We start from the raw sequence: 22,106 nt of genomic DNA on the forward strand, positions 1-22,106 counted from the left end.
CGGCCGGTACAGCGCCTCAGCGCAGCCCGGGAACGCCCGTGAACCGGCGTGCGGCGGCCGCCGGGACCGGCGTACCCGGGCCGGTGCGGCGCACGAGGTGCTGGCGCAGGGCGGCCAGGGCGAGGGCGTCGAAGCGTACCCGCCCGTCCACGGGCGGCTCCTCCACCGCCAGTTCCCGCAACAGCAGCCGGGCGGGTGCACCGGCCTCGGGCTCCTGCACCTGGAGCACCGTGAACGCCGTACCGGGGAGGAACAGCACCCGGGCGGGCACGCCGTCGCCGGTCTCGAACGCCGCCGTGCGCCGCGCGGTCGCCGACCAGATCAGCACCTCGACCGTGCCCGGCAGGTCGGCGGGCGGCTCGGCGAGGGCGTTGGTGAACCCCCAGTCGGTGAGCACCCGCCGCTGCGCGATCCGGCGCAGGTCCGCCGTGGTCAGCCCGGCGCCTGCGTACGCGACGCCGCGGTGCACGGGCAGCCGGCGTACGCCCGCTGACACGCACCTGGCGAACGGCACGTGTCCGCCCGGCTCGGCGGACCGCAGCGCCTGGTCGAGGCCGTCGCCCGCGGCCGAGAGGTAGAGGCGGACGGCTGTCGCGTACTCCACCGCGTCGGCGCCGCCGGCGAGCGCCGGATGCGCGGCGAGCACGTCCGCCACGTCGGCGGAGACCGCGGCGATCTCGCGGCGGAACGCGCGCCGGAACCAGGCCCGCTCCTCGTCCAGGTCGGGGCCGGGGCGTACGCCCCGCGCGTCGTCGCCGGGGGTGCGCTGGAAGCGGACGGGCGCCGGCGCGGGGCGGTGCACCGGCAGCGTCATCGTCGGGCTGGTCGCCCAGCCCGCGCCGCCGTCGAGCACCGGCCCGGCCACGTCCCGCGCCGCCGCATCCGGCGGGTTCGCGTCCGGCCCGATGCCGTCGAGCCCGGCCGCGTGAGGCCCAGCCGCGTGAGGCCCAGCCACCTCCGACCCGACAACGCTCAGCCCGGCCCCGGGAAGCCCGGCCGCGTCCGGCCCGGCACCGTGAGGCCTGGTCGCTTCTGCCCCTGGGCCGGGAAGCCCGGTGCCGCCCGGCAGGGGCGTGTCCGGCGGGGCGGCGGGACCGGCGACTGCGGGAACGGTCGCGGCCACCTCGCCGGTTGACGGGGCGGGCGGGCCGGCCACGGCGACGGGCACCGGCTCCGGGACGGGCGCCGGCACCGACGGCGCGGGGAGCAGTCCGGCGGCGTGACCCGTCGTGTGCCGGTACGTCCCGGCCTCGATCCCGCGCGCCGAGAGCCCCGGGCGTCCCGGCGCCACGAGCGAGGACGGCTGCACCGCCGCGCGCCTGCGGGTCGCCGGGTCCAGCCGCGCGGCCAGGTCACCGGCCAGTTCCCGGTGGCGGTCGGCAGCGGCCGGCGCCGGGTCGTCCACGACCAGCCGGACGCGGTTCGGGTCCATCGGGACCGCGCGGATCCGGTCGGCGTGGCGGGGCGGCTCCGGGGCGCGCAGCCAGAGGCCGGACGGGATCACCTCGACCACCGCGTCGTGGGCGTACTGGTAGACGCGCGGACCGACCGGCTCGCCGAGTTCCGGCGGCGCGCGGTGACGCAGGATGCGCGGCGTCACCGCCTTCGCCCCCAGCGTCTCCCGGGGCCGGTAGGCCAGCTCCTCGGCGAAGACCTGCCAGCCGGGCCGCCCGTCGGCGTCGACAGTGAACATGGCCGGGCCGTCGGGCCGGCCGCTGGGCACGCCGGTGAAGACGCGCACCGGGCTGCGCAGCAGGTCGGCCAGCGCCTGCCCGAACTGCTCGCCGTCGGGCAGCGCGACCGGGCCGTACTGGACGAAGCGGGCGTGCTCGCGGCCCTCGGGCGCCAGGCCGCGCCAGAACCGGGCGATGTCGTCCAGGCGCAGCGGCGCCGTGCCGGGGCAGCCCACCAGGACCGGCATGGCGTCCGGCAGGCACGGCATCGTCGAGGTGAGGTGGCTTCCGTGTACGGCGACTGCGGCCTCGTCGCGGCTCTCCCGGAGCCAGACACCGCCGGGCAGCGGCTCGGCGGCACAGGTCGAGCTGATCGTCAGGTGGTCGACGGCGGCGCCGTCCCAGGCCGGTACGGGATAGCGCTTCGACTGCCAGACCGGCGTGTGGCCGCGCCGGTAGCAGACCCAGCCGCCGAGATCGGCGGCGTGCACGAACAGCAGTCCCGCCGCACCCGGGATCATCCGTCCGAACGGGGCGATCACCGGCCGGCCCAGCCGGTCGGAGAGCCACTGGCCGGCGAGCGCCCCGGTCTCCGGGCGGGCGCCGCAGACGACCAGCCGGATGCCCCGGCGCAGGCGTTGCCGGCGCAGCTCGGTCGCGACCGTGTCCCAGATGTCGAACGGCAGTTCGTGTTGCAGGTCCAGGATCACGATGTCGTTGTCGGGATCCCGGTCCACCGACAGCGCGACCGTACGGGCCTCCGTGCTGATCCGCTCGCTGGCGTGCAGCACCAGGGCGTTGCCGACGGTGTGGCGCGTGATCACCTCAGATCATGCCGGAGCGCAGGGCGTAGGCCACCGCGTGCGAGCGGTTGCGCAGCTTCAGCCGGTGGTTGAGGCCGTAGATGACGTTCTTCACAGTGCGTTCGGAGTAGCGCAGCTCGTCGGCGATCTCGTTGGTGTCGAAGCCCTCGGCCATCAGCCGCAGCACGTCGATCTCGCGCGCGGTCAGGCCGGAGGCGTTGAGCCCGTTGGGGTTGAGCACGTCGCGCTGGAGCCGTTCGATGTGCTTGAGCAGCTCGCCCACCAGGTTCGGGGGCAGCACGCCGCCGCCGGAGGCGGCCGCCCGGACACTGTGCACGAGGCGTTCGGCGGTGACCGCCACGCGCGGCAGGACCGCCACCACCCGGCACTCCACAGCGGTCAGCAGCTCCTGCTCGCTGACCTCGGTCGTGATCAGGACGACCGGGGCGCCGATCTCGGTCGCCGCGAGGCGCAGCATGGCGATCACGTCGGTGGTGAGCCGCTCCGCGGCGACGACGAGCACCTGCGCCCGCGTCCGGTCCGCGCTCTCCAGCAGCGTGATGTCGGAGCGCGACCGGAGGTGGGCGGTCAGGCCGGTGTGGGTCAGCGGGTCGGGCGCGTGCACAAAGACGGCAACTTGCTCCACAGCCATCTCCATCACTGTCAGTAGGGGCTGACAGTCTCATGGAGAGTCCTTCAAGAAATCTCCACACTCTCTTTCCTGATGGCGTCGAGCCATGAAGATCTGCCCATAACCTCTGGTCAGACTTTTTTCAGTCAGTGAAGATTGATTTCGACGGGGCCCATCTTCTCCGTCGCGAGCTTCCCGGCGTTAGCGGCGGCGGCCTGGATCGCCTCCATGATCGCCGTCTGCAACGACGCTGCGTCACGCTGCTCGTACACCCGTGGGTCGACCCGGACGGCCTGGACCTTGCCCAGGCCGCTGGCCATGACCACCACAGTGGCGTCCTGGGAGCGGCCGGTGACGATCGCCCGCTCCAGCTCCGACTGCGCGTTGCGCATCTGGTCCTCCAGGCGCTGCGCGTTCTCCATGAACTCCTGGAACGAGGGTGGGATCGGCGTGGACTCGGGCTGCATGCCGGGCCTTTCTGTGTGTGGGCGGGTGGTCAGCCGACGGCGGCCAGGCCGCCGAGCCGCTCGCCGGCCGCCGGGCCGGGCGCGGCCAGGTCGGCGAGCGCGAGGGTACGGGAGCCGGTGCGCCGGGTCAGCGCGAGCGAGAACTGGTGGGCGGCGTGGACTGTGCGCTCGGGCAGCCGGCCGGCCATCTGCGTCAGCGCGGCCCGGACGTCGTCGGGCACCTCATGGCCCCGCCGCACCAGGTGCCGCAGCACGACGGTGGCCAGCTCGTCGGTGCTGAACTCGGGCACCGACCACTGCTGGCCGAACACCTCGTTCACCGCCGGCACCGCGGTCCGCAGGCTCGCCAAGGCCGCCTCCTCGCCGGTCAGCACCACCACCGGATCGCCGAGCCGGGAACGCATCCGGCTCACGAGCGCCTCGGCGATCTCCGGCGCGACGCCCGAGGAGTCGTCGACGTAGTCGAGCTGGAGCACGCCCCCGGCCGCGTCGTCGAGGACCGCGTCCACCAGGCTCCCGGCCTGGCCGGGCCACTGCGGCGCCAGCTCCCGGCTCGTGCTCACCCGCACCAGCTGGCCGACCGGCACCAGGCCCAGCTCCGACAGGCATGCCGCGTACAGCCGGGCGTACTCGCTGCGGCCGCTCCCGGCCCGGCCGCCGAGCAGCACGTTGCCGGTGCGGCCGGGGCCGCGCCGGCGGTTGCGTCCCTCGCAGAGCTGCAACAGCGTCTGCCCGGCCGCCTCCTTGACGCGCTGCCCGCCGACCAGGCCGCAGATACGCTTCCAGCTGCGGGCCGCGTTGATCGCGCCGGTCGGGTCGGTCGCCGCGTCGGGCTGCTCGCCCTGCTCGACCGGCAGGTCCTCCAGCAGCGCCAGCTCGGGTTCGACGTCGGCGGCGGTGAGCCGGTTGAGTTCGCTGTCCTTCGTGGGCGGCGTGGTCGCCAGGCGCGACGCCTGGTTGTTGATCAGCGCCTCGAACAGCTTGCGGGCCACCCGGCCGTTGCCGAACGTCGCGTTCTTCGGCACCCGGGTGAAGTACGCGGTGAGCGCGTCCACCGCGTCGTCGGTCAGCTCGTAGTAGTGCTTGCTGACCAGGTTCGAGGTGATGGTGACCAGTTCCTCGACGGAGTAGTTCGGGAACTCGACGGTGCGGGTGAAGCGGGACGCCATACCGGGGTTGGAGGCGAGGAACTGCTCCATCAGCTCGGAGTAGCCCGCGACGATCACCACCAGCTCGTCGCGGTGGTCCTCCATCATCTTCATCAGCGCGTCGATGGCCTCCTGGCCGAAGTCCGGCCCGGAGCCGCCCGAGCCGCTGGACAGCGTGTACGCCTCGTCGATGAAGAGCACGCCGCCGAGCGCCTTGGTGACCAGCTCGGTCGTCTTGATCGCCGTGGAGCCGATGTACTGGCCCACCAGGTCGGCCCGCGCCGCCTCGACCATGTGGCCCTTGGACAGGATGCCCAGCTCCTTGAGCACCGAGCCGTACAGGCGGGCCACTGTGGTCTTACCGGTGCCGGGCGGCCCGGCGAAGACCAGGTGCCGGCTCATCGGCGGCATCGGCAGGCCCATCTGGAGCCGGACCTGCGACATCTTGATCAGGTTGATCAGCGCGGTGACCTCCTGCTTCACCCCGCGCAGACCGATCAGCCCGTTCAACTCGCGAAGCGGCTCGCTCAGCTCGTCCGCGCCGCTCTCCGCCGCCGTACCCTCGTCGCCGGCCACCGGGACCGGCGCGGCGGCCGGCGGGCCGGCGGGCGCCGGGGTGGCCTGCGGGCGGCCCACGGTCAGCGCCTCGGTCGTCACCGTGGCGCCGGGCCCGCGGCGGACGTCCTCGCCGCCGCTGTCGCGCACCACGCACCGGGTCAGCGCCACCGGCTCCACGGTGTCCACGCCGATGCCGGCCCCGCCGCTGCCCAGCACCTCCCCGTCGCTCACCGACCCGCGGGAGCCCGCCTCGAAGACGATCCCGTCGGCCCGGGCGTCGCGCACCCGGGTCTGCGTGACGGTCGCCGACCCGGTGACCCGCAGGCCGTCGCGGGCCGCGCCGACGATCTCGCTGTCGCCGAGCTGGAGCGTCCCCTCGGCCAGCACGCCCGCACCCCGCAGCAGGGACGCGCGCAGCGTCAGGTCGGCGCCGGCGCCCACCCGGACGCAGGCCACGCCGGTTCCGGTGAGGCGGGCCTCGTGCACGACGCCCCGCGCGGGGCCGGTCAGCGCGAGCGCTGTCGCCTCGCCCGCGTCCATCACCAGGTCGGTGCCCTCCAGTGAGGCGCCGTCCTGGACCAGCACCCCGCTGCCCGTGGTGATCTCGGCGCGCAGCCGCTGGAGCACGACAGCCGACTCACCGGTGAGCACGGCGACGTTGTCGCGCGTGCCCCGCACGGTCAGCCCGAGGAAGCGGGGCGAGCCGCCGGTGACGGCGACCCCGACCGGCGCGTCCTGGACCGTGCAGTCGGTGAAGGTCGGGCGGCCGCCGCCGAGCACCTGCACGGCGGTGTGCCCGGCACCGCCGAACGTGCAGTTGCGGAACGACGGCGACGCGCCCTCGGCGATGTGCGCCGACTGCACCGCGGCGCCGGTGAACGTCGAGTCGCTGATCTGCACGTCGCCTTCGCCGCGTACGAAGACGTCCACGTTGCCGCTGCCGGTGACGGCCAGGCCGCGGATGCGCGCCCAGGCGCGCTGCTCGACCACCAGGGCGGGCTTGCCGGCCCCGGTGATCTCGCACTGCTCGATCGTGAGCCGGGCGTCGCCGCCGGCACACACGCTGTTCGCGCCGGCCGTGCGCAGGCGGCAACGGCGCAGCGTCAGGGCGCTCTGCTCCCCCACCACGACGCTGCTCGTGGCGACGTCGTGGACGTCGGTGTCCTCGATCGTGCTCGACCCGGCCGACATCACCACCACACCCGCGCCCGCCGAGCTGGTCACGTCGCAGCCACGCAGCGCGACGGTGCCCTGCATCCGGGCCAGCAGCGTCACCCAGGAGGCGCCGCTGACCCGGCAGTCGTCGAGCGCCACCTCGCCCGCGTACACGTCTACCGCCGCCAGCGTCGTGTCGGCGCTGCTGAGCGTGATGCCGCGCAGCTGGGCGCCCTCACCGCGTACGACGAGGACGCTGCCCTCCTCCACCTGCACCTCGACGGTGCCGGGCCGGGCCGCGCTGATCGTCACCCGGTCACCGACCACGAGCTTCTCGACGTACCGGCCGGGGTGGACGTCGATAGTGGCGCCGGGCTCGGCCCGGGACAGCGCGGAGCCGATCGTCGGGTACGAGCCCGGCTTCCGGTCGCCCACCACAAGAACCTGCCGACTCACCGCGTCATCCCTTCCGGTCCAGCCCGGGCAGCACCCGCAGGCGCCCGCGGGCCGCCGCGCCGATGCGTACCCGGGGCTCGGCCGTGGCCCAGCGGTCCACGCTGCGCCGCAGCGACGTGATCGCCAGCTCGTCGAGCGACACCCGGTTGGAGTCGACCCGGCCGGTGTCGTCGATCTCGTTGGCGCCGATCTCCCGCAGCAGGACCGCGCCGCGCTCACCCTCGGCGGGCCGGCGCAGGTCCAGCACCTTGAAGTTCGTACCGGGCAGGAACAGCACCCGGTCCTCGACGTGCTCGTCCCCCTCCGGCTCCAGCAGGCTGGTCCGGCGGGCGGTCATCGACCAGATCAGCACGTCGGTGTCGCCGTCCTCGGACGCGCACGGCTGGGTCAGCGCGTTGACGAAGCTCCAGTCGGTCACCAGCCGCCGGTCCTGGTAGAGCGCCCACTCCCTGGCGGTCGGCGACAGCCGGTAGACGGTGGTGCCCCGGAACGACGGCATCCGGGAGACGCCGGCCACCACGCAACGCGCGAACGGCACGTGCGGCCCCTTGCGGCCGGAGCGCAGACCCGCGTCGACACCCGGTCCGCGACCGGTCAGATAGAGCCGCAGCGCTACCGAGTCGGCGAGCACGTCCTCGGTGGACACGCCCGAGCCCTGCATGCCCGGGTGCTCGGACATGATCCGGGACACCGAGCTGGCCATCACGTCGAACTCGCGGCTGAGCGTGCGGCGCAGCCATGCGCGCTCGTCGGCGAGCCCCTTCTTCTCCGACAGCAGCGCGCCCGCGCCGGCCGACGGCACCGGCTGCACCCGCGCCTCGGCGGCCACCTCCGACGGTTCGGCGTTCTCCGACGGCGTGGCGGCGTTCGACGGCTCGCTCTGTCCGTCGGGCTCGGCGGTCCGCGCGGGCGCGGCCACGTGCGACGGACCGGCTCCGGCGGGCGGGGCGGGCGGCAGGTCGACCGCGACGGCAGGCAGCGACGGCAGGGCCGCGACCGGCGCCGCCGGCCCGGCCGCCACCGGCGGCGTCGCGAGCGCCTGGCCGAAACCGGCGGGCATGGTCGGCGGCGCCGGCTCGCCGAAGCCCGCCGGCATGGTGGGCGGCGCGGGGTACGTGTCGTGTCCGGCGTCCTCGACGGGTGCCGCCGAGGGCCCGCTCCCGGAGTCGGCGGCGACCACCGGTCCGTCGGCGGCGCCAGGCCCGGCAGGTGCGGCGGGCGTGACCGGCTCACCGGCGGCGATCGGCGGCGTGGGTGCAGACACCACCACGGGCACCACCGGCGGTGCCGTCGGCAGTGGCACAGCAGGTGGAGGCGGCAGCTCGGACACGACCGGCGGCGCAGGCGGTGCGGGCAGCTCGGAAACGAGCGGCACGGCGGGCGGTTCCGGCAGCTCCGCCACGACCGACGGCGCAGGCGGCTCGGAGACGACCGGAGGCGCTGCCGGGAGCGGCACCGCGGGCGGAGCCGGGAGCGCGGACACGAGCGGCACCACGGGCGGAGCCGGCAACTCGGACGCGAGCGGCGCGACCGGGGGCGGCGGCAGTGCGGGCGCGACCGGAAGCGGCACCGCGGGCGGTGCGGCCGGCTGTTCCCGGCCGGCGGGGAGGGGCGGGACCGGCGCGGGAACGGCGACCACCACACTGTCCGCCGCGGGCGGTGCGACAGGCGCGGGCGGGGCGACCTCCACGTACGCGGGCACCGGCACGGTCGCGCCCACCGCCCGCATCTCGGTCTCCAGGTCGATGACCACCTCGGCCCGGCTGGCCGGTTTCGCGCCGGGCACCAGCACCGACGCGGGCATCAGCGCGCGGCTCGTACCGGCCATGCCGTCGACGCGTGCGGCCAGGTCGAGCGCCAGCTCCCGCATCCGGTGGGCGGTGGAGTGGACGGTGTCGTCGAAGACGAGCGTGCCGCTGCCCGCGTCGAGCATCGCGGACCGGACCTGCTCGGCGTTCTTCGGCTCGGCGGTGGAGCGTACCCAGAGGCCGGTCTGCACCACCTCGACCACCGCGCCGGGGGCGAACCAGTAGACCCGGGGCGCGACCTCCTCGGCGCCGGCCAGCGGCGGACGGTGGCTGAGCACAGTGGGGCGGCGGGCCCGCGAGTTGGGGTGCGCCCGGGGCGTGTAGGACAGTTCGAGCGCGTACGGCGCCCAGCCGAACGCCCCGTCCGGCAGCACGGTACGGATCTCGTACCGGTGCGGGCTGCCGATCGGCACGCCGGTGTAGCAGGTGACGTCGGTGTTCAGCAGGTCGGCGAGCGCCTGGCCGAACGCCTCGCCCTCGGGGATCCGGACCTCGCCGAACTGCACGAAGCGCACCCGCTGGCGGTTCTCCTCGTCGAGTCCGCGCCAGAAGCGCACCACGTCGTCGAGCGACAGCGGCAGCGTGCCGGGGCAGCCCAGCAACACGGTCATCGTCTCCGCCTGGCAGGGCACGTACGCGGTGAGCCGCTGCCGTTGCGGGTCGACCACCTGCGGGTCGCGGTTGCTGTGGATCCAGACCCCGGCCGGGATCGGCTCGATCTCGGCGGTGGCGCTGGACGGCCGGGTGTCGATCGCGGCCCGGTCCCATCGCGGCGTCGGGTAGCGCTTGGCGTCCCAGGCGGGCGGACGGCCGGGCCGGAACCGCACCCAGCCGCTGCCCGGTGCGGAGTGGACGAACAGCGTTCCGGCGGAGCCGCGTACCAGGTCGCCGTCCGGGGCGATGACGGTGCGGTTGAGGCGTTCGGAGAGCCACTGACCGGCCATCGCCGCGGAGTTGCCGTGCCGGCCGCAGGCGATGAGCCGGATGCCGCGGCGGCGGCGCGGCAGCACCCCGGCCATCGCCTCCCACGCGCTGATCGGCATGCCGTCGCCGAGGTCGAGCACGACGACGTCGTTCTCCGCGTCCTCGATCACGGACAGCGCCAGCGACTGGGCCTCGGGACTGATGGCGTCCTCGGCGTGCACCACGAGGGCGTTGCCGACGGTGTGCTGGACGACGCCCTCGGGACGGTCCTTGCCGCCGCCGAACAGGTCCCGGATCCGGGTTGCCATGATCGACCTACCCCACTTCTGCGGCCGCGAGGGCCCTCATGCCCAGCGCCGGGCCCTGGGGCACCAGCGCGAGCAGCTCCCTCGGGAAGGGAACGTTCACGACCCGGTCGAGCTTCAGCGCCCGTACCGCGTCCTGGTCGCCGATCGGGTACGCCTTTCCGTCGTCCGCGATGTACGTGGGCAGGGGTTGCGCCGCACCGGGGCCGACCGGCGCCGGGAGCACCGCCATGCCGCTGCCGGGCGCCAGGAGCACCGTCGTGCGGCCGTCGGGGCGGACGCCGGAGCGGGCCAGCGGGACGAGGACCGCGGTGCTGTCGAACCGCGTCCCGTCCACCGCGCTCTGGCGCAGGCACAGCGCGTACGGGCCGGGTTCCTGCGGGGTGAGGCCGGTCAGGTCGGGCAGCCGGGTGAGCAGCGACCGGTCGGCCGACATCCGGGCCGCGGCGAGGTCGGCGGCGCTCAGCTCCACCGGCTCCTCCCCGGAGGTGACGGTGGCGAGCAGGAACTCGGTCCGGCTCAGCGGCGCGAGGCCGTCGCGGCGCAGCACCAGCAGTTGCTCCGCGCCGGTGTCGGGCCGCTGCCGGAACAACGTGCCGATCGGGTACGAGCGGTCGCCGACCCGCCCGGAGCGGCCCTCGCCGGGGATCTCGGCCGGCGCCAGGTCCGGTCCGTCGGGCAGGAAGTCGAGCCAGTCCTGCGGGGCGGGCACCTTGCGGGTGGTGGTGGCGCCGAGCGCGGCGAGCACCGCCGGGTCGGCCACCCGGTGCCTGCGGCCGGCGGTCACCAGGTAGGTGGGTCCGTCGGCGGCGCGGACGACGGCGAAGCGGTCGGCCGGCAGCGGGACGGCCTCGGCGCGCGGGTCGAGGTTGAGGCCGAGGCGGTCGCCGGGTTCGTCGGCGACGGAGCCCGGCAGGCAGGCCAGCCACGGGCCGGCGACCATCGACCCGGTGGCGACCGACTGCGGGGCGCCGTCGATGCCGATCGACGGTCCGCGCGGAACGTCCTTGATCGACTCCTTGGAGATCAGCTTCACGGTTGCGCCGCTGCCCTGGATCAGCATGGCCGAGGTCAGGTTCGGCGTCGGGCGCAGCACGCCGTCGAGGTAGACGTACCGGTTGCCGCTCTCCTTCTCCACCAGGATCACACCGCTCTTGGTGTACGCCTTGCTGCCGCCCGGGACGATCCAGCCGTAGACGGCGAACCCGGCCACGACCAGGACGCTGATGAGCACGCCGAAGGCCAGGCCGGTGACGGCGCGCTGCCCGGGAATCTCCGCCGTGGACGGGTCGCCCTGCACCAGGGCGGAACTCAACCGGCCCATCATGAACTGGTGGGCGTGGACGTGGTCGCGCTGGGTCTGCACCGCCGGCTACCCGAAGAGTCCGCGGGCCCAGGCGTAGAGCCCCAGCACCTGGGCGAGCACCGGCAGCACGACCAGGCCGGTCGCGACGTCCAGCCCGCCGGCGGTGTACTCCCAGAACGGCAGCATGCGCCGCGGCCACGGCCGCAGCGCGGCCGTCACCAGCGGCACCAGAAGGGCGACGAGCCCGCCGAGCAGGACGTACCGGCCGGTCGGGGCGAGCTTGTCGGAGAACATCAGGGCCACCATGAGGTAGCCGACGGTACCGGCCGCCACCAGGGCGACCCGCTGCCAGAACCCGAAGAAGGTACGCGAGCGCAACAGGATTGCACTCGATGTCACGAGCACGAGCGTCCACCCGGACCAGCCCGGCACCCGCATGGTGTGGTGCATCAGCACCGGCAGGACCAGGGCGGACGCGGTCATGCAGGCGGTCAGGTAGGTGTCCGCCTCGTCCGCGCGCGACTTGACCAGGTCGGAGTCCTCCGGCTCGATGTCGTACGACATGTCGGCGCCGGTCTTGGGCAGCTGCGGTCCGCGCAGCCGGGCCAGCTTCACCGCCGCCCGGGGCGCGATCACGATCAGCACCAGGATCACCGACACGGCCACCGCGGAGACCTGCGGCGCGGTGAGCGCGAAGCCGTCACCGGCCAGCAGCACGAGCACCACCATCGCGGCGGTCAGCGCGACGATCAGCAGCGGGGCGAACGGCATGACCGGCGTGACCGTACGCTGCGCGATCAGCAGGAACGCGGTCACCGCGACGACCGCGACGGCGGCGGCCAGCCCGGCGGCGGCGGTCCAGGCCACGCCGTCCGGGTCGCCGTCGACGGCGCTGGACGCGGCGACGGCCGCGAAGAACGCCGCGCCGCCGCCGAACAGCAGCGGGAACGCGCCGTCGGTCTGCTGGCGGGCGCTGACGATCGCCGCGGTGAACAGGCCGGCCGCGAGCACCGCGCCGGCGATCACCTGGGGCAGCACCGGGCCCCGGTCCACGAGTACGGCGGCGATCAGGCCCATCGCCACCAGGGAGAGGACGAGGAACAGCACCCGGCGGTACTCCGGCTGCCACCTGTCGGCCCGCCGGTTGACCACAGTGGCGACGCCCTCGGCCAGGTCGTCGAAGTCGAGTTCGGGCAGCGGGTCCTGTGCCGGGCGCAGGTGCAGTTCCTCGCCCTCCAGCCAGTCCAGGCTCTCCGGCGTGCCGGACAGCTCGAACGGCGGCTGGCCGAGGCGTTGCAGCACCCACGACTCGTCGGGCACCTCGCCGTCGGGCACCCGGGCCACGTCGGTGGTGTGCCGCACCAGCAGCGGCATCAGGTTCGCCACCGGCATCCGGGCCGGCACGGCCAGATCGGCCCGGCGGGCCGGCCCGATCACCGTGATCCGGCACAGTTGGTCGTTCAGCGCTGCGGTCACCAGCGAGCCTCTCTCATCGGGCCGTGTCCGACACGAAACCGGTCTGCATCAGGCGTACGCCGCGCCGGGTGACGAGCTGGGCGCGCCCGGGCGGCAGTTGACGGGGCTTCGCCTCGCCGAGGAACTTGCCCTCCTCCTTGGGGTAGGAGAAGAGCGTCGCGGGCGTGCCCAGCTCCCACATCCGCCGGATCACCGGGTCCATCATGGCCCGCATCGCGCCGGAGGTGCTCCGCGCGACGATCACGTGCAGGCCGATGTAGGCGCCCTGGGCCAGCAGCGGCAGGAGCGGGTCGAGCGTCGAGCCCATCCCGGTGCTCTTGGTCATCAGGTCGTAGTCGTCGACGATGACGAACAGCTCCGGCCCCTCCCACCAGTCGCGCTTGCGCATCCGCTCGGACGAGACGTCCGCCCCGGGCATCCGCCGGTTCATCGAGACCGACGCCTGGCCGGCCAGCTCGTGCATCTTGTCGCCGGTGAACGCGAAGCCCACCTGGTACGCGGCGCCGATCGCGGTGTCCAGGTCTCGGCGCGAGTCGCCGAGCACGACCTTCGCCCGCTCCGGCGGGTAGTGCTGCTGGATGGACCGCAGCACGAGCCGCAGCAGGTTGGTCTTGCCGGTCTCGCTGTCACCGAGGACCAGCATGTGCGGGGTGGTCATGAAGTCGTGCCAGACCGGGGCGAGACGCTGCTCGTCCTGGCCGATGACGAACTTGAAGTCGGACTCGGGCGGCGGCAGCGTCTCGACCATCAGGTGCGCCGGAAGCATCCGTACCGGCGGGGCGGCCGGGCCGGGCCAGAACGTGCCGACCTCCTCGACCACCGACTTGGTGGCCTCGGCCAGGTCGCCCACCTCGGAGCTGCCGTCCATCCGGGGCAGCGCGGCCAGGAAGTGCAGCGCCCCCGCGGTGAGGCCGCGGCCGACCTGGTTGGGCACGGTGGCCGCCTTGCGGGAGCCGTGCTCGGACTCCATCGCGTCGCCGAGCCGCAGCTCCAGCTTCGTGCCGAGCAGGTCCCGCATCCAGGTACGCAGCTCCGACCAGCGGGTCGCGGTGACGATCACGTGCACGCCGAAGGACAGGCCCCGCGAGGCGAGTTCCTGGAACTTCTGCTCCAGTTCCTGGAAGTCCTGCTTCATCGTGTACCAGCCGTCGATGACCAGGAAGACGTGCCCGAAGCCGTCCTCGATCACCCCGTCGGCGACCCTGGCCAGGTAGCTGGTCATGGAGTCGAGGCCGTGCCGCGCGAACTCGGCCTCGCGCCTCTCCATGACCTGGAGGACCTCCTCGACCGTCCGGACGACGCGGTCGCGTTCCATCCGGGTCGCGATCGAGCCGACGTGCGGCAGGCCGGCGATCGAGGCGAGACCACCGCCGCCGAAGTCGAGGCCGTAGAACTGCACCTCGCGCGGCGTGTTCGCCAGCGACAGCGCCAGGATCAGGCTGCGCAGCAGCGTCGACTTGCCGCTCTGCGGGGCACCCGCGATGCCGACGTGGCCGTCCGCGCCGTTCAGGTCGACCACCAGCAGCTCGCGCAGCTGCTCGGCGGGCCGGTCCACCACGCCCACCGGCACCCGCAGGCCGCCCTGGACGGCCGGGTCGTCGATGGTCATGCCGCGTACCGGGTCGGGCAGCACACTCGGCATGAGCGAGTCCAGGCTGGGCGCGCTGGACAGCGGCGGCAGCCAGACCTGGCGGGCCGGTGGGCCCGAGCCGGCGAGCCGGTCCAGCAGCACCTCGACCAGGCTCGGCCCGTTCGCGTCGGCGGCGGGCTCCTCGACCTGCTCGGCCGGGCGCTCCGGCCCGGGGTCGTGGCGCACCGCGACCTGCCGGGTGGTGAACGGCACCACGTCCGCGGTGGGCTCGTCCCCGGCGTCCGCGACGCCGCCGCGGCGTCCACTTCCGGTGTACGCGCCGGAGACGTACGCCGCCTTGAAGCGCACCAGGTTCGTGGTGTCCACCTTCAGGTAGCCGTTGCCGGGCTCGGGCGGCAGCTCGTACGCCGCGCCCACGCCGATCACCGACCGCGACTCCATCGAGGAGAACGTGCGCAGTGCCAGCCGGTACGACAGGTGTCCCTCGACCCGGTTGATCCGCCCCTCGTCCAGGCGCTGGGAGGCGAGCAGCAGGTGCACGCCGAGCGACCGGCCGAGCCGGCCGATGGACACGAACAGGTCCATGAACTCGCTCTTGCTGGACAGCAGCTCGCTGAACTCGTCCACGATGATCAGCAGCACCGGGAAGGGCACGAGCTGGGCGCCGTTGCCGCGCGCCTTCTCGTAGTCGAACAGCGAGGCGTAACCGCTCGCGCGCAGCATCTCCTGCCGCCGGGTCATCTCGCCGTTCAGCGCGTCCTGCATCCGGTCGACCAGCGGCAGCTCGTCGGCCAGGTTGGTGATCACCGCCGAGGTGTGCGGCAGCTTGTCCATGCCGAGGAAGGTGGCGCCGCCCTTGAAGTCGACCAGCACCAGGTTCAGGATCTCCGAGCTGTGCGTCGCGGCCAGGCCGCAGACGAGGGTACGCAGCAGCTCCGACTTGCCCGAGCCGGTGGCGCCGATGAGCAGGCCGTGCGGCCCCATGCCGCCCTGCGCGGACTCCTTCAGGTCCAGCTCGATGACCTCGCCCTCCTCGGTGACGCCGATCGGCACCATGAGGCGGTTGCGCTGCGGTGTGCGGGTACGCCACAGGGCCTGCACGTCGAAGGTCATGGCGTCGCGGATGCCGAGCAGCGTGGTCAGTTCGAAGCTGGTGTCCAGCGGCTCGTCGGAGACCTCCAGCGTGCCGCTGGTCCGCTTCGGCGCGATGATGCGGGCGAGCGCCTCGCACTGGGTCTGGTCCAGGCCGTCCCGCTTGGCCGAGCCGGTCGTGGCGCCGGCCGGGAACTCCACGACGTCGTCGGTGACTGTCAGCCGCAGCACCTTGGGGCCGCCGGGCATCGCGCCGGTCAGGTCGAGCAGGACCACGTTGCGGATGCCCGCGCCGAGCAGGCGGGAGCTGTCCGGCAGGTCCACCAGATGCGCGACGATGACCAGGAACGGCTCGCTGGTGGTCGGCCTGACGGCCCGGTCGTGGTCGCCCCGGTCGGTGATCTCCGGGCCGAGCATGTCCATCAGCGCGTCGTGGCTGCCGGCGAACATCCGGACCGGACCCGCCGCGTCGTACGCGGTGGGGTGCGCGTTGTGCGGCAGCCACTTGACCCACTCCCACGGGCCCCGGTGCACCTCGGCGGCGAGCACCGCGATCCGCAGCTCGTCCGGGGCGTGGAACGTGGCGAGCTGCGCCACCATGGCGCGGGCCAGGTCGATCGCCGGGTCGATCGCGCCCTCGAACTCGACGCTGGTGAAGCTCGGCAGGCCGACGGAGGTGGGGATGCCGGACACCGTCCGGTACGCCTCGGAGAACCGCCGCAGCGAGATCGACGACAGCGGTTCGAGGTCCTCGATCGGCTTGGTGGACGGCGGGTTGAACTTCAGCATCGCGGTCTGCCGGCCGAGACCGATCCGGACCCGGCCGAAGTCGTCGTGGCTGGGCCGGCGCTCCCACAGCCGGCTGCCCATCGCGATCGACCACAGCCAGCCCGGCTGCGGGTTGTTCCACAGCACGTGGCGGCGCTGCTGGTCGGCCGCCTCGCGGGCCTGCTTGCGCAACTGCCCGATGTAGCGGAGGAAGTCGCGCCGCTCGCCGCGCATCTTGCGCTTGCGCTCGGCGGCCGCCCGGCCGATCTGCATGACGCCCATGAGCAGCATGCCGCCGGCCATCGCGCCGCCCATCACGTACATCACGGGGGTGCGGTTGTAGAGGCCGAACATGGCAAGCATCGCGCCCATGCCGAGGCCCATCGGCACGACCATCGCGAACGAGCGGAAGTCGAGCGGGGCCTCCTCCGCCATCAGCGGCGGCTCCTGGAGCTCGATCGAGCCTTCCGGCGCCTCCGGGCCGGGCGCGCGGGGCGGGCGCTTGACGGTGACCGTACTCATCCGATCGTCCCCGCGTCGGCGCCGTCGCCGCCCCAGACGGTGCGCTCCTGGCGCAGCAGCTTCACCGCGTAGCGGTCGTTGCGGTAGCGCTCGGCCACCTTGACGTCGTCGTCCTCCTCGGCCTGGCGCTTCTTCTCCTTCTCCGCCCGCTCCTCCTCGTCCCTGCGGCGTCGCTCCTGCTCGGCCCAGAACGCCTCGGCGCGGGCGGCCGCCGCCTTCTCCTCCTCGGCCAGCGACGTCGTGAACTCGGCGTCGCTGACGCCGGGCTCGCCGCACCGGCGCATCTTCTCCAGGTCGGCGCTGAAGAAGTCGAACGTGCCGCCGGCCGGCCGGGGCGCCTTCGCGGGCGTGACCCGCCGCCACACGGCGCGCGGGGGCTGCGGTGTCTCCGACATGGTCACCCTTCCCTGCCGTCGTCCGCTGACGTACCGGTCAGCCAGTCCGCGTCGCTGAGGTCGTCCCAGTCGGTCGTGTCGTCCGGGTCGTCGTCCGGCCGGACCAGCGGAACGTGGTCGTCGGCGGCCGGCCGGGCGCGGTCACCGCCCCAGACGGCGTCGTCCTCGCGCAGGCCGGCGGCGGGCTCCCGGTCGACGCCGGGCTCGCGGTCGTCGTCGCGATCGGAGCGACCCCGGACCGTACCGGCGCGGGCCGGCTCGTCGGGGTCCGCGCCGGGCGTCGCGCGACCGGAGGGCTGCGGGCCGGAACCGGCGAGTCCGGCCACGGCGGCGGCGCCGGCCAGGCCGAGCGCGCCGGGGACGGCGACGGCAACCTCACCGTCGGCCACGGCAGCGGCGACGCCGGCCTTCCGGTGCGTCCCCTCCGGACTGCCGCCTCCCGGCGAGACCGACGGGTTCGACTGCGCGGGCGGGTTCGGCTGCCCGGGCGGGTTCGGCGTGGCCGTCTGGGCGGGTGGGTTCGGCACCGGGCCGGGCTGGGCGGGCAGGCTCGGCTGCCCTGGCTGGCCCGGGTGGCCGACGATCACCGGAGCCGCCACGACACCGCCGACCGCCGGCGGCGCGACGGCCGGAGGCGGCGCGACGGCCGGAGGCGGCGCGACGGCCGGAGGCGGCGCGACGGCCGCGGGCGGCTCGGCCTGCGGCTGCGGTTCCGCCGCCGGGGACAGGTCGACCACAGTCGGCACCTCCACCGCCGTCGGCGGTGCGATCACCTCGGGTACGGGTGCACCCGGCGACGTACCGCCGGTGCCGGACACGGGCGCTGCCGGAACGTCCGGCGCGGCCGGTTCCTCGACGGCGGCCTCCGGCACACCCGGATCCGGACCGGCCGGCGGACCGTCCGGGCCCGCTTGCGCGCCCGGCACACCGGTGACCGGCACGGAACCGTCGAGGTCCGCCGTGCCGCCCCCCCGGCCCCGGCTGCGGGCCGGACACGTCGGGCGCGGTCCGGGGCGTGGTCCCGGCGGGTGCGTTGCCGCCCGGCGGGCCGGCCACCGGCGGCACCACACCCGCGATCGGCGTCGCACCGGCGATCAGCGGCGCGGAGGGAGGCGGCTCCACCAGCCCGGTGCCGCCCGCACCTGCGCCCGCGGGCGCCTGCGGTCCTGCGGCGTCGGGGGTCGACGGGCGCCAGTCGTCGATGTCCGCCTCGATCAGCCCGGAGGCGTCGGGTGCGTCCGGCACGCCCCCGCCGGGCGTGCCCGCACCGGCGCCCGGCGCGCCCGGCGCGCCGGGCATCATCGGCATGGCGGCTCCGGGCGGCGCCGCCGCGACCGGAGAGTCGACGCCGACGCCCGGGGCCACGGGCGGGCCGGCGGGGATCTGCGGACCGTCGACGCCGAGCCCGTCGCCACCGGCCGGCGCACCGGCCGACCCGTCCGGCACGCCCGCGTCCACGCCCACCGGTCCCCAGGTCTCGGGGTCGCCGCTGACGAGTCCCCGGGCGTCGGGCGACTCGGCCCCAGCGGGGTTGTTGGCTCCGCCCGCGGGCCCCGGCATGCCGGGCACGGCCGGCATCGGGGCACCCAGCCCGGCACCGCCGGACGAGGCGCCGGCCGGTGCGCCGGGAACCTGCACACCGTCGAACCCGGGTGACCGCCAGTCCGCCTCGTCGCCCTCCACCAGGCCCTTGGCGTCCGGCGCCTCGGGGACACCGGAGCCGCCACCGGCACCGGCACCGGGCGCGCCCGCGCCGGGCATGCCCGGCATCATCGGCGACTGGAAGCCACCGCCACCGGGCACGGCGCCACCGGGGGCGGCCGGGATGTCCACACCGCCGACGGTGCCGGGGGCGAAGTCGTCGCTGTTGCCGAGCAGCCCGTTCGCGTCCGGCTTCTCCGGCAGTCCGGGGCTGCCGCCCGCGCCGGGGCCGGCGCCGCCGGGCGGGCCGAATCCCGGGATGCTCGGCGCGGTGAACCCGCCGCCTGGCTTGCCGATGACCGTGCCCGTGCCCGCCCCGGGCTTCGGGCCGCCCACCTCACCCGGCCCGGAGAACGACGGCGGCTTGACCGAGCCGGCGCCGCCCGCCCCGCCACCGAGGTTGGCCGAGCCGGGCGGCTTGACGCCCGGCGGTACGACACCGGAACCGAGCCCGCCAGGCAGGCCGCCCCCACCCGGTACGCCGACGCCCGGGAAGCCGACGCCCCCCGGGCCGTTGATGCCCGGCGCGTCGAATCCGGGCAGCCCGCTGCCGCCGCCGGGGGTGGGACCGCCGATCTCGCCGGGGCCTGAGAACGACGGCGGGGTGACGCCGCCCGGCCCCTGGCCGGAGCCCGGACCACCGATGCCGGCCAGGTTCGGGGGCGTGATGGTGGGCACTGTGATGTTCGGCGGCGTGGTGAACCCCGGCGTGGTGATGCCGCCGACGGGTGGCGGGGTGAACCCCGGCGGGGTCAGTGTCGGCGGGGGTGTGAGGTTCGGCGTCGTGAGGTTCGGCGTCGTGAAGTTCGGCATCGTCGGCGTGGTGATGCTGGGCGTCGGCATGGTGATGCCGGACGTCCCCGCCTTGTCGGTGGTCATCTTGTACTGCTCGGCGACCGTGTGGACGACATCGGCCATCTGCTGGGCCATCGGCTTCTCGTACTCGGTGCCGCTGATCGGCACCGGACCGCTGCCGCTGCCGACGCCGTTCTGGGAGGCGATCGTCGCCCAGGCGCCGTCCAGGTAGGAGATCGTCTGCTGGGCCCAGGAGAGGTGGTTGGCGGCGTCGTAGAGCTGCGACGGCAGCGACGTGACGTTGGTCGAGGAGTTGATGCTGTTGGCCGCCGTGGTGGAGTCCGGAACCGCGCCGCCGGCGAGGTGCTCGGCCTGCTTGCCGAGCAGGTCGGCGTAGAAGTTCATCTTGTCCCGGAACCCGTTGGCCGCCGGACCCTTCCACGCCTTGTCGTCGCCGACCATCGAGGCGACGGCGGTGCGGATGGTCTGTTCGAGCCAGATCAGCAGGTCCTGCGTCGCCTGGAAGGCCCGGGCGGCCTCGACCACCGACCCCACGTTGACGCGGCCGGCCGCGTACTTCAGGCCCTCCTCGCTGAACACCGCGGCGCCGCCGTTGACCGAGGCCATGAGCTTGCGCCAGCCCCGGGTCTCGGTCGCCCAGGTCCGGTAGTCGTACAGGTCGCCGACGGGGATCACCTTCGGGGGGAAGGTTCCTTCCGGCTCCGCCGGGTCGTTCCACCCGTCGAGCTTGGTGTCGCCGAGACCGTTTCCCATGCCCCGTCCCTCTTCGCGAGCTGCCGGACCTGTCCGCCCGCGTCAGTTGCCGTCGGTCTTGATGATCTTCTGGCCGTAGGTGCTCAGGTTGTCCAGGCCCTTGAAGGAGTCACCCATGATCTCGCCGAGCTTGTCGGTGGTCAGCGCGTTGAGTTCTTCGAGGTTCCGGTAGTCCGCGGCCATCTTCAGCAGGGCGGTCTGCACCGCGAGGAGGGCGGTGTTCATGTTGACGAGCATGTCCTTCATGTCGCCCTTGACGCCGCCGTCCTGGGCCGTCGCCCCGACGACCGCCTGCCGCAGCACCTCGGCCCGGGCGAAGGCACCGGGACGCGGGTCGATCGCGCCCACCTGGTCAGCCGTGGTGAGCAGGATGTTCCCGGCACCGGTGATCTTGCCCAGGATCTCCTTGGCGAACCACTCCAGCGCGGCGGTGTTCACCGCGACCCCGCTGGTCGAGGCGGTGTCACCCTTGAACGTCGGGTTGATTCCCGGCGGGGTGAAGCCCGAGTTCGTCGGGGTCTTGTCCTCGTCGATCCAGTCGGACTTGTCGGTGAACGCGGGCGGCGTCACGTTCGACGGGTCGGTGATCTTGTCCTTGTACGTCTTGACGAGGTTCCGCCAGCCGTCGGTGTCGAGGATGTTCTTGTCGTACCACTCGCGGGCCTCGATCCACTCCGGATGCTCGGCGCGGACCTCGTCCTTCCACCGCTCGTAGTTCACCCCGGTGCGGTTGTTCTGGTGCTTGTTGTAGAAGGCCATCCAGGAGTCGTACGCCGCCTGGGTGGTGCCCTCCGGCTTTCCGATGGCGGCGTCGCCCATGCCGTAGGCGTTCATCGCGCTGATGGCTTTGTCGTTGGGGTATCCCCAGTCAATGCGGGCCAAGGAGCTCACTCCACTCGGGTGTCGACGGCGGAACGCTGGCACAGACCCCAGCGGCCCGGGTCGTCTAGCTCACCGGGCCGGGGACGGACGACGCCGGCCGCCACGCCGCGTCCGCGGCGGCCGTCCGGCGGTTCAGCCGCCGCGGACGTCGTTCCAGATCATGGCGTGACGCTGCTCGGTGGTGCCGTAGTTGTCCGAGATCTGCAGCAGCGTCATGCGGGCCTGCTCCAGGTAGCCGACCATCGAGTCGGCCGCCTGGTTCCAGGCCAGCTTCGAGACCTTGTACTGCTCCTGGGCGGCACCGGTCCACTGGGCGAGGCTGGCCTCGACAGTGCGCTCCATCTCCTCCAGCGACGACTGGATCTGGCCGTTGATGCGGTTCATGTCGGTCAGCACGGCGTCTGCCTGCACGAAGTCGAAGGTGTAGTTGGACACGTCAGTCCTCTCGGGAGATCGGGGGTCGGGGTACGGCTCAGATGCCCGGCAGGGCGGCGCCGAAGGAGTTGGCCACGCTCGACGCCTCGTCCTCGGCCGTCTGGTAGCCCTTGGTGGTCACGCCCATGACCTCGAGCATGTTCAGCAGCTCGTTGATCACCCGCTGGAACGCGTTCTCCCAGTTGTCCATCGCCTGGTTGAAGCCCTGCGACGCCTGGCCGGTCCAGGAGGAGATCAGGATGGCCATCTGCCCGTTCACGGCCCGCAGCTGGCCGGTGAAGGCGGTGGCCTTGTCGGAGAACTCCTGGGCAGCCCGCTGCATACCCTCTTCGGTGGTACTGACGGTCGGCATCGTCACGGCCGGACTCCTCATGTCAGGGAAAGGTGGCAGGGAAGAGTGTTGATCCGCGGCCGCGCCCCGCGGCAACCCGGTCGCGCCAC

At 73.9% G+C, this 22,106-nt stretch carries 14 protein-coding genes; all 14 read right to left on the reverse strand.

Features of this window, described 5'->3' with window-relative positions; translation table 11 throughout:
• Positions 1-16: 16 nt before the first annotated feature.
• The 14 genes from MICAU_RS19040 to MICAU_RS19105 all read right to left on the reverse strand — a co-directional run bounded on the left by MICAU_RS19040 (position 17) and on the right by MICAU_RS19105 (position 22,023).
• Positions 17-2,497, reverse strand: a complete 2,481-nt coding sequence (locus MICAU_RS19040; RefSeq protein ID WP_013286976.1) for a hypothetical protein — start codon at positions 2,495-2,497, stop codon at positions 17-19.
• Between the two features lies 1 nt (position 2,498).
• Positions 2,499-3,134 carry a helix-turn-helix transcriptional regulator gene (locus tag MICAU_RS19045; RefSeq protein WP_174361720.1) on the reverse strand — a complete coding sequence of 212 codons (636 nt, stop codon included), beginning with the start codon at positions 3,132-3,134 and terminating at the stop codon, positions 2,499-2,501.
• 119 nt (positions 3,135-3,253) lie between these two features.
• Positions 3,254-3,553 carry a YbaB/EbfC family nucleoid-associated protein gene (locus MICAU_RS19050; RefSeq protein WP_369752305.1) on the reverse strand — a complete coding sequence of 100 codons (300 nt, stop codon included), beginning with the start codon at positions 3,551-3,553 and terminating at the stop codon, positions 3,254-3,256.
• A gap of 50 nt (positions 3,554-3,603) precedes the next feature.
• Entirely contained in the window at positions 3,604-6,891 is a 3,288-nt protein-coding gene (locus MICAU_RS19055; protein ID WP_041799046.1) for a right-handed parallel beta-helix repeat-containing protein, read from the reverse strand.
• A gap of 4 nt (positions 6,892-6,895) precedes the next feature.
• Positions 6,896-9,931, reverse strand: coding sequence for a hypothetical protein (locus MICAU_RS19060; RefSeq protein WP_013286980.1), 3,036 nt, complete (start codon positions 9,929-9,931; stop codon positions 6,896-6,898).
• A gap of 7 nt (positions 9,932-9,938) precedes the next feature.
• Positions 9,939-11,294, reverse strand: coding sequence for a type VII secretion protein EccB (gene eccB / locus MICAU_RS19065; protein WP_013286981.1), 1,356 nt, complete (start codon positions 11,292-11,294; stop codon positions 9,939-9,941).
• Positions 11,295-11,300: 6 nt separating this feature from the next.
• The gene (gene eccD, locus MICAU_RS19070) at positions 11,301-12,710 is read right to left on the reverse strand and encodes a type VII secretion integral membrane protein EccD (protein WP_013286982.1); all 1,410 of its coding nucleotides are present in this window, start codon (positions 12,708-12,710) and stop codon (positions 11,301-11,303) included.
• 13 nt (positions 12,711-12,723) lie between these two features.
• Positions 12,724-16,683 carry a type VII secretion protein EccCa gene (gene eccCa / locus MICAU_RS19075; protein WP_013286983.1) on the reverse strand — a complete coding sequence of 1,320 codons (3,960 nt, stop codon included), beginning with the start codon at positions 16,681-16,683 and terminating at the stop codon, positions 12,724-12,726.
• A complete protein-coding gene (locus tag MICAU_RS19080) occupies positions 16,680-17,078 on the reverse strand; it encodes a hypothetical protein (RefSeq protein ID WP_013286984.1) in 399 nt (132 codons plus the stop codon). Before MICAU_RS19080 ends, eccCa begins: the two co-directional genes overlap by 4 nt.
• Positions 17,079-17,080: 2 nt before the next feature.
• The gene (locus MICAU_RS19085) at positions 17,081-17,467 is read right to left on the reverse strand and encodes a hypothetical protein (protein WP_013286985.1); all 387 of its coding nucleotides are present in this window, start codon (positions 17,465-17,467) and stop codon (positions 17,081-17,083) included.
• A complete protein-coding gene (locus MICAU_RS19090; RefSeq protein ID WP_013286986.1) occupies positions 17,454-20,348 on the reverse strand; it encodes a hypothetical protein in 2,895 nt (964 codons plus the stop codon). Before MICAU_RS19090 ends, MICAU_RS19085 begins: the two co-directional genes overlap by 14 nt.
• Before the next feature lie 42 nt (positions 20,349-20,390).
• Positions 20,391-21,230, reverse strand: coding sequence for a hypothetical protein (locus MICAU_RS19095; protein ID WP_013286987.1), 840 nt, complete (start codon positions 21,228-21,230; stop codon positions 20,391-20,393).
• A gap of 132 nt (positions 21,231-21,362) precedes the next feature.
• Positions 21,363-21,665: a WXG100 family type VII secretion target gene (locus tag MICAU_RS19100; RefSeq protein WP_013286988.1), complete on the reverse strand. Its 303-nt coding sequence runs from the start codon at positions 21,663-21,665 to the stop codon at positions 21,363-21,365.
• Between the two features lie 37 nt (positions 21,666-21,702).
• A complete protein-coding gene (locus tag MICAU_RS19105) occupies positions 21,703-22,023 on the reverse strand; it encodes a WXG100 family type VII secretion target (protein ID WP_013286989.1) in 321 nt (106 codons plus the stop codon).
• Positions 22,024-22,106: the final 83 nt, after the last annotated feature.

This window comes from Micromonospora aurantiaca ATCC 27029, from assembly GCF_000145235.1.
Classification (GTDB): Bacteria; Actinomycetota; Actinomycetes; order Mycobacteriales; family Micromonosporaceae; genus Micromonospora; species Micromonospora aurantiaca.

Bases quoted from the DNA above. Each gene is read 5' to 3' on its own strand.
- MICAU_RS19060 (WP_013286980.1), bottom strand. From the start codon at position 9,931: ATGGCAACCCGGATCCGGGACCTGTTCGGCGGCGGCAAGGACCGTCCC.
- eccCa (WP_013286983.1), bottom strand. From the start codon at position 16,683: ATGAGTACGGTCACCGTCAAGCGCCCGCCCCGCGCGCCCGGCCCGGAG.
- MICAU_RS19045 (WP_174361720.1), bottom strand. From the start codon at position 3,134: ATGGAGATGGCTGTGGAGCAAGTTGCCGTCTTTGTGCACGCGCCCGAC.
- MICAU_RS19080 (WP_013286984.1), bottom strand. From the start codon at position 17,078: ATGTCGGAGACACCGCAGCCCCCGCGCGCCGTGTGGCGGCGGGTCACG.
- MICAU_RS19090 (WP_013286986.1), bottom strand. From the start codon at position 20,348: ATGGGAAACGGTCTCGGCGACACCAAGCTCGACGGGTGGAACGACCCG.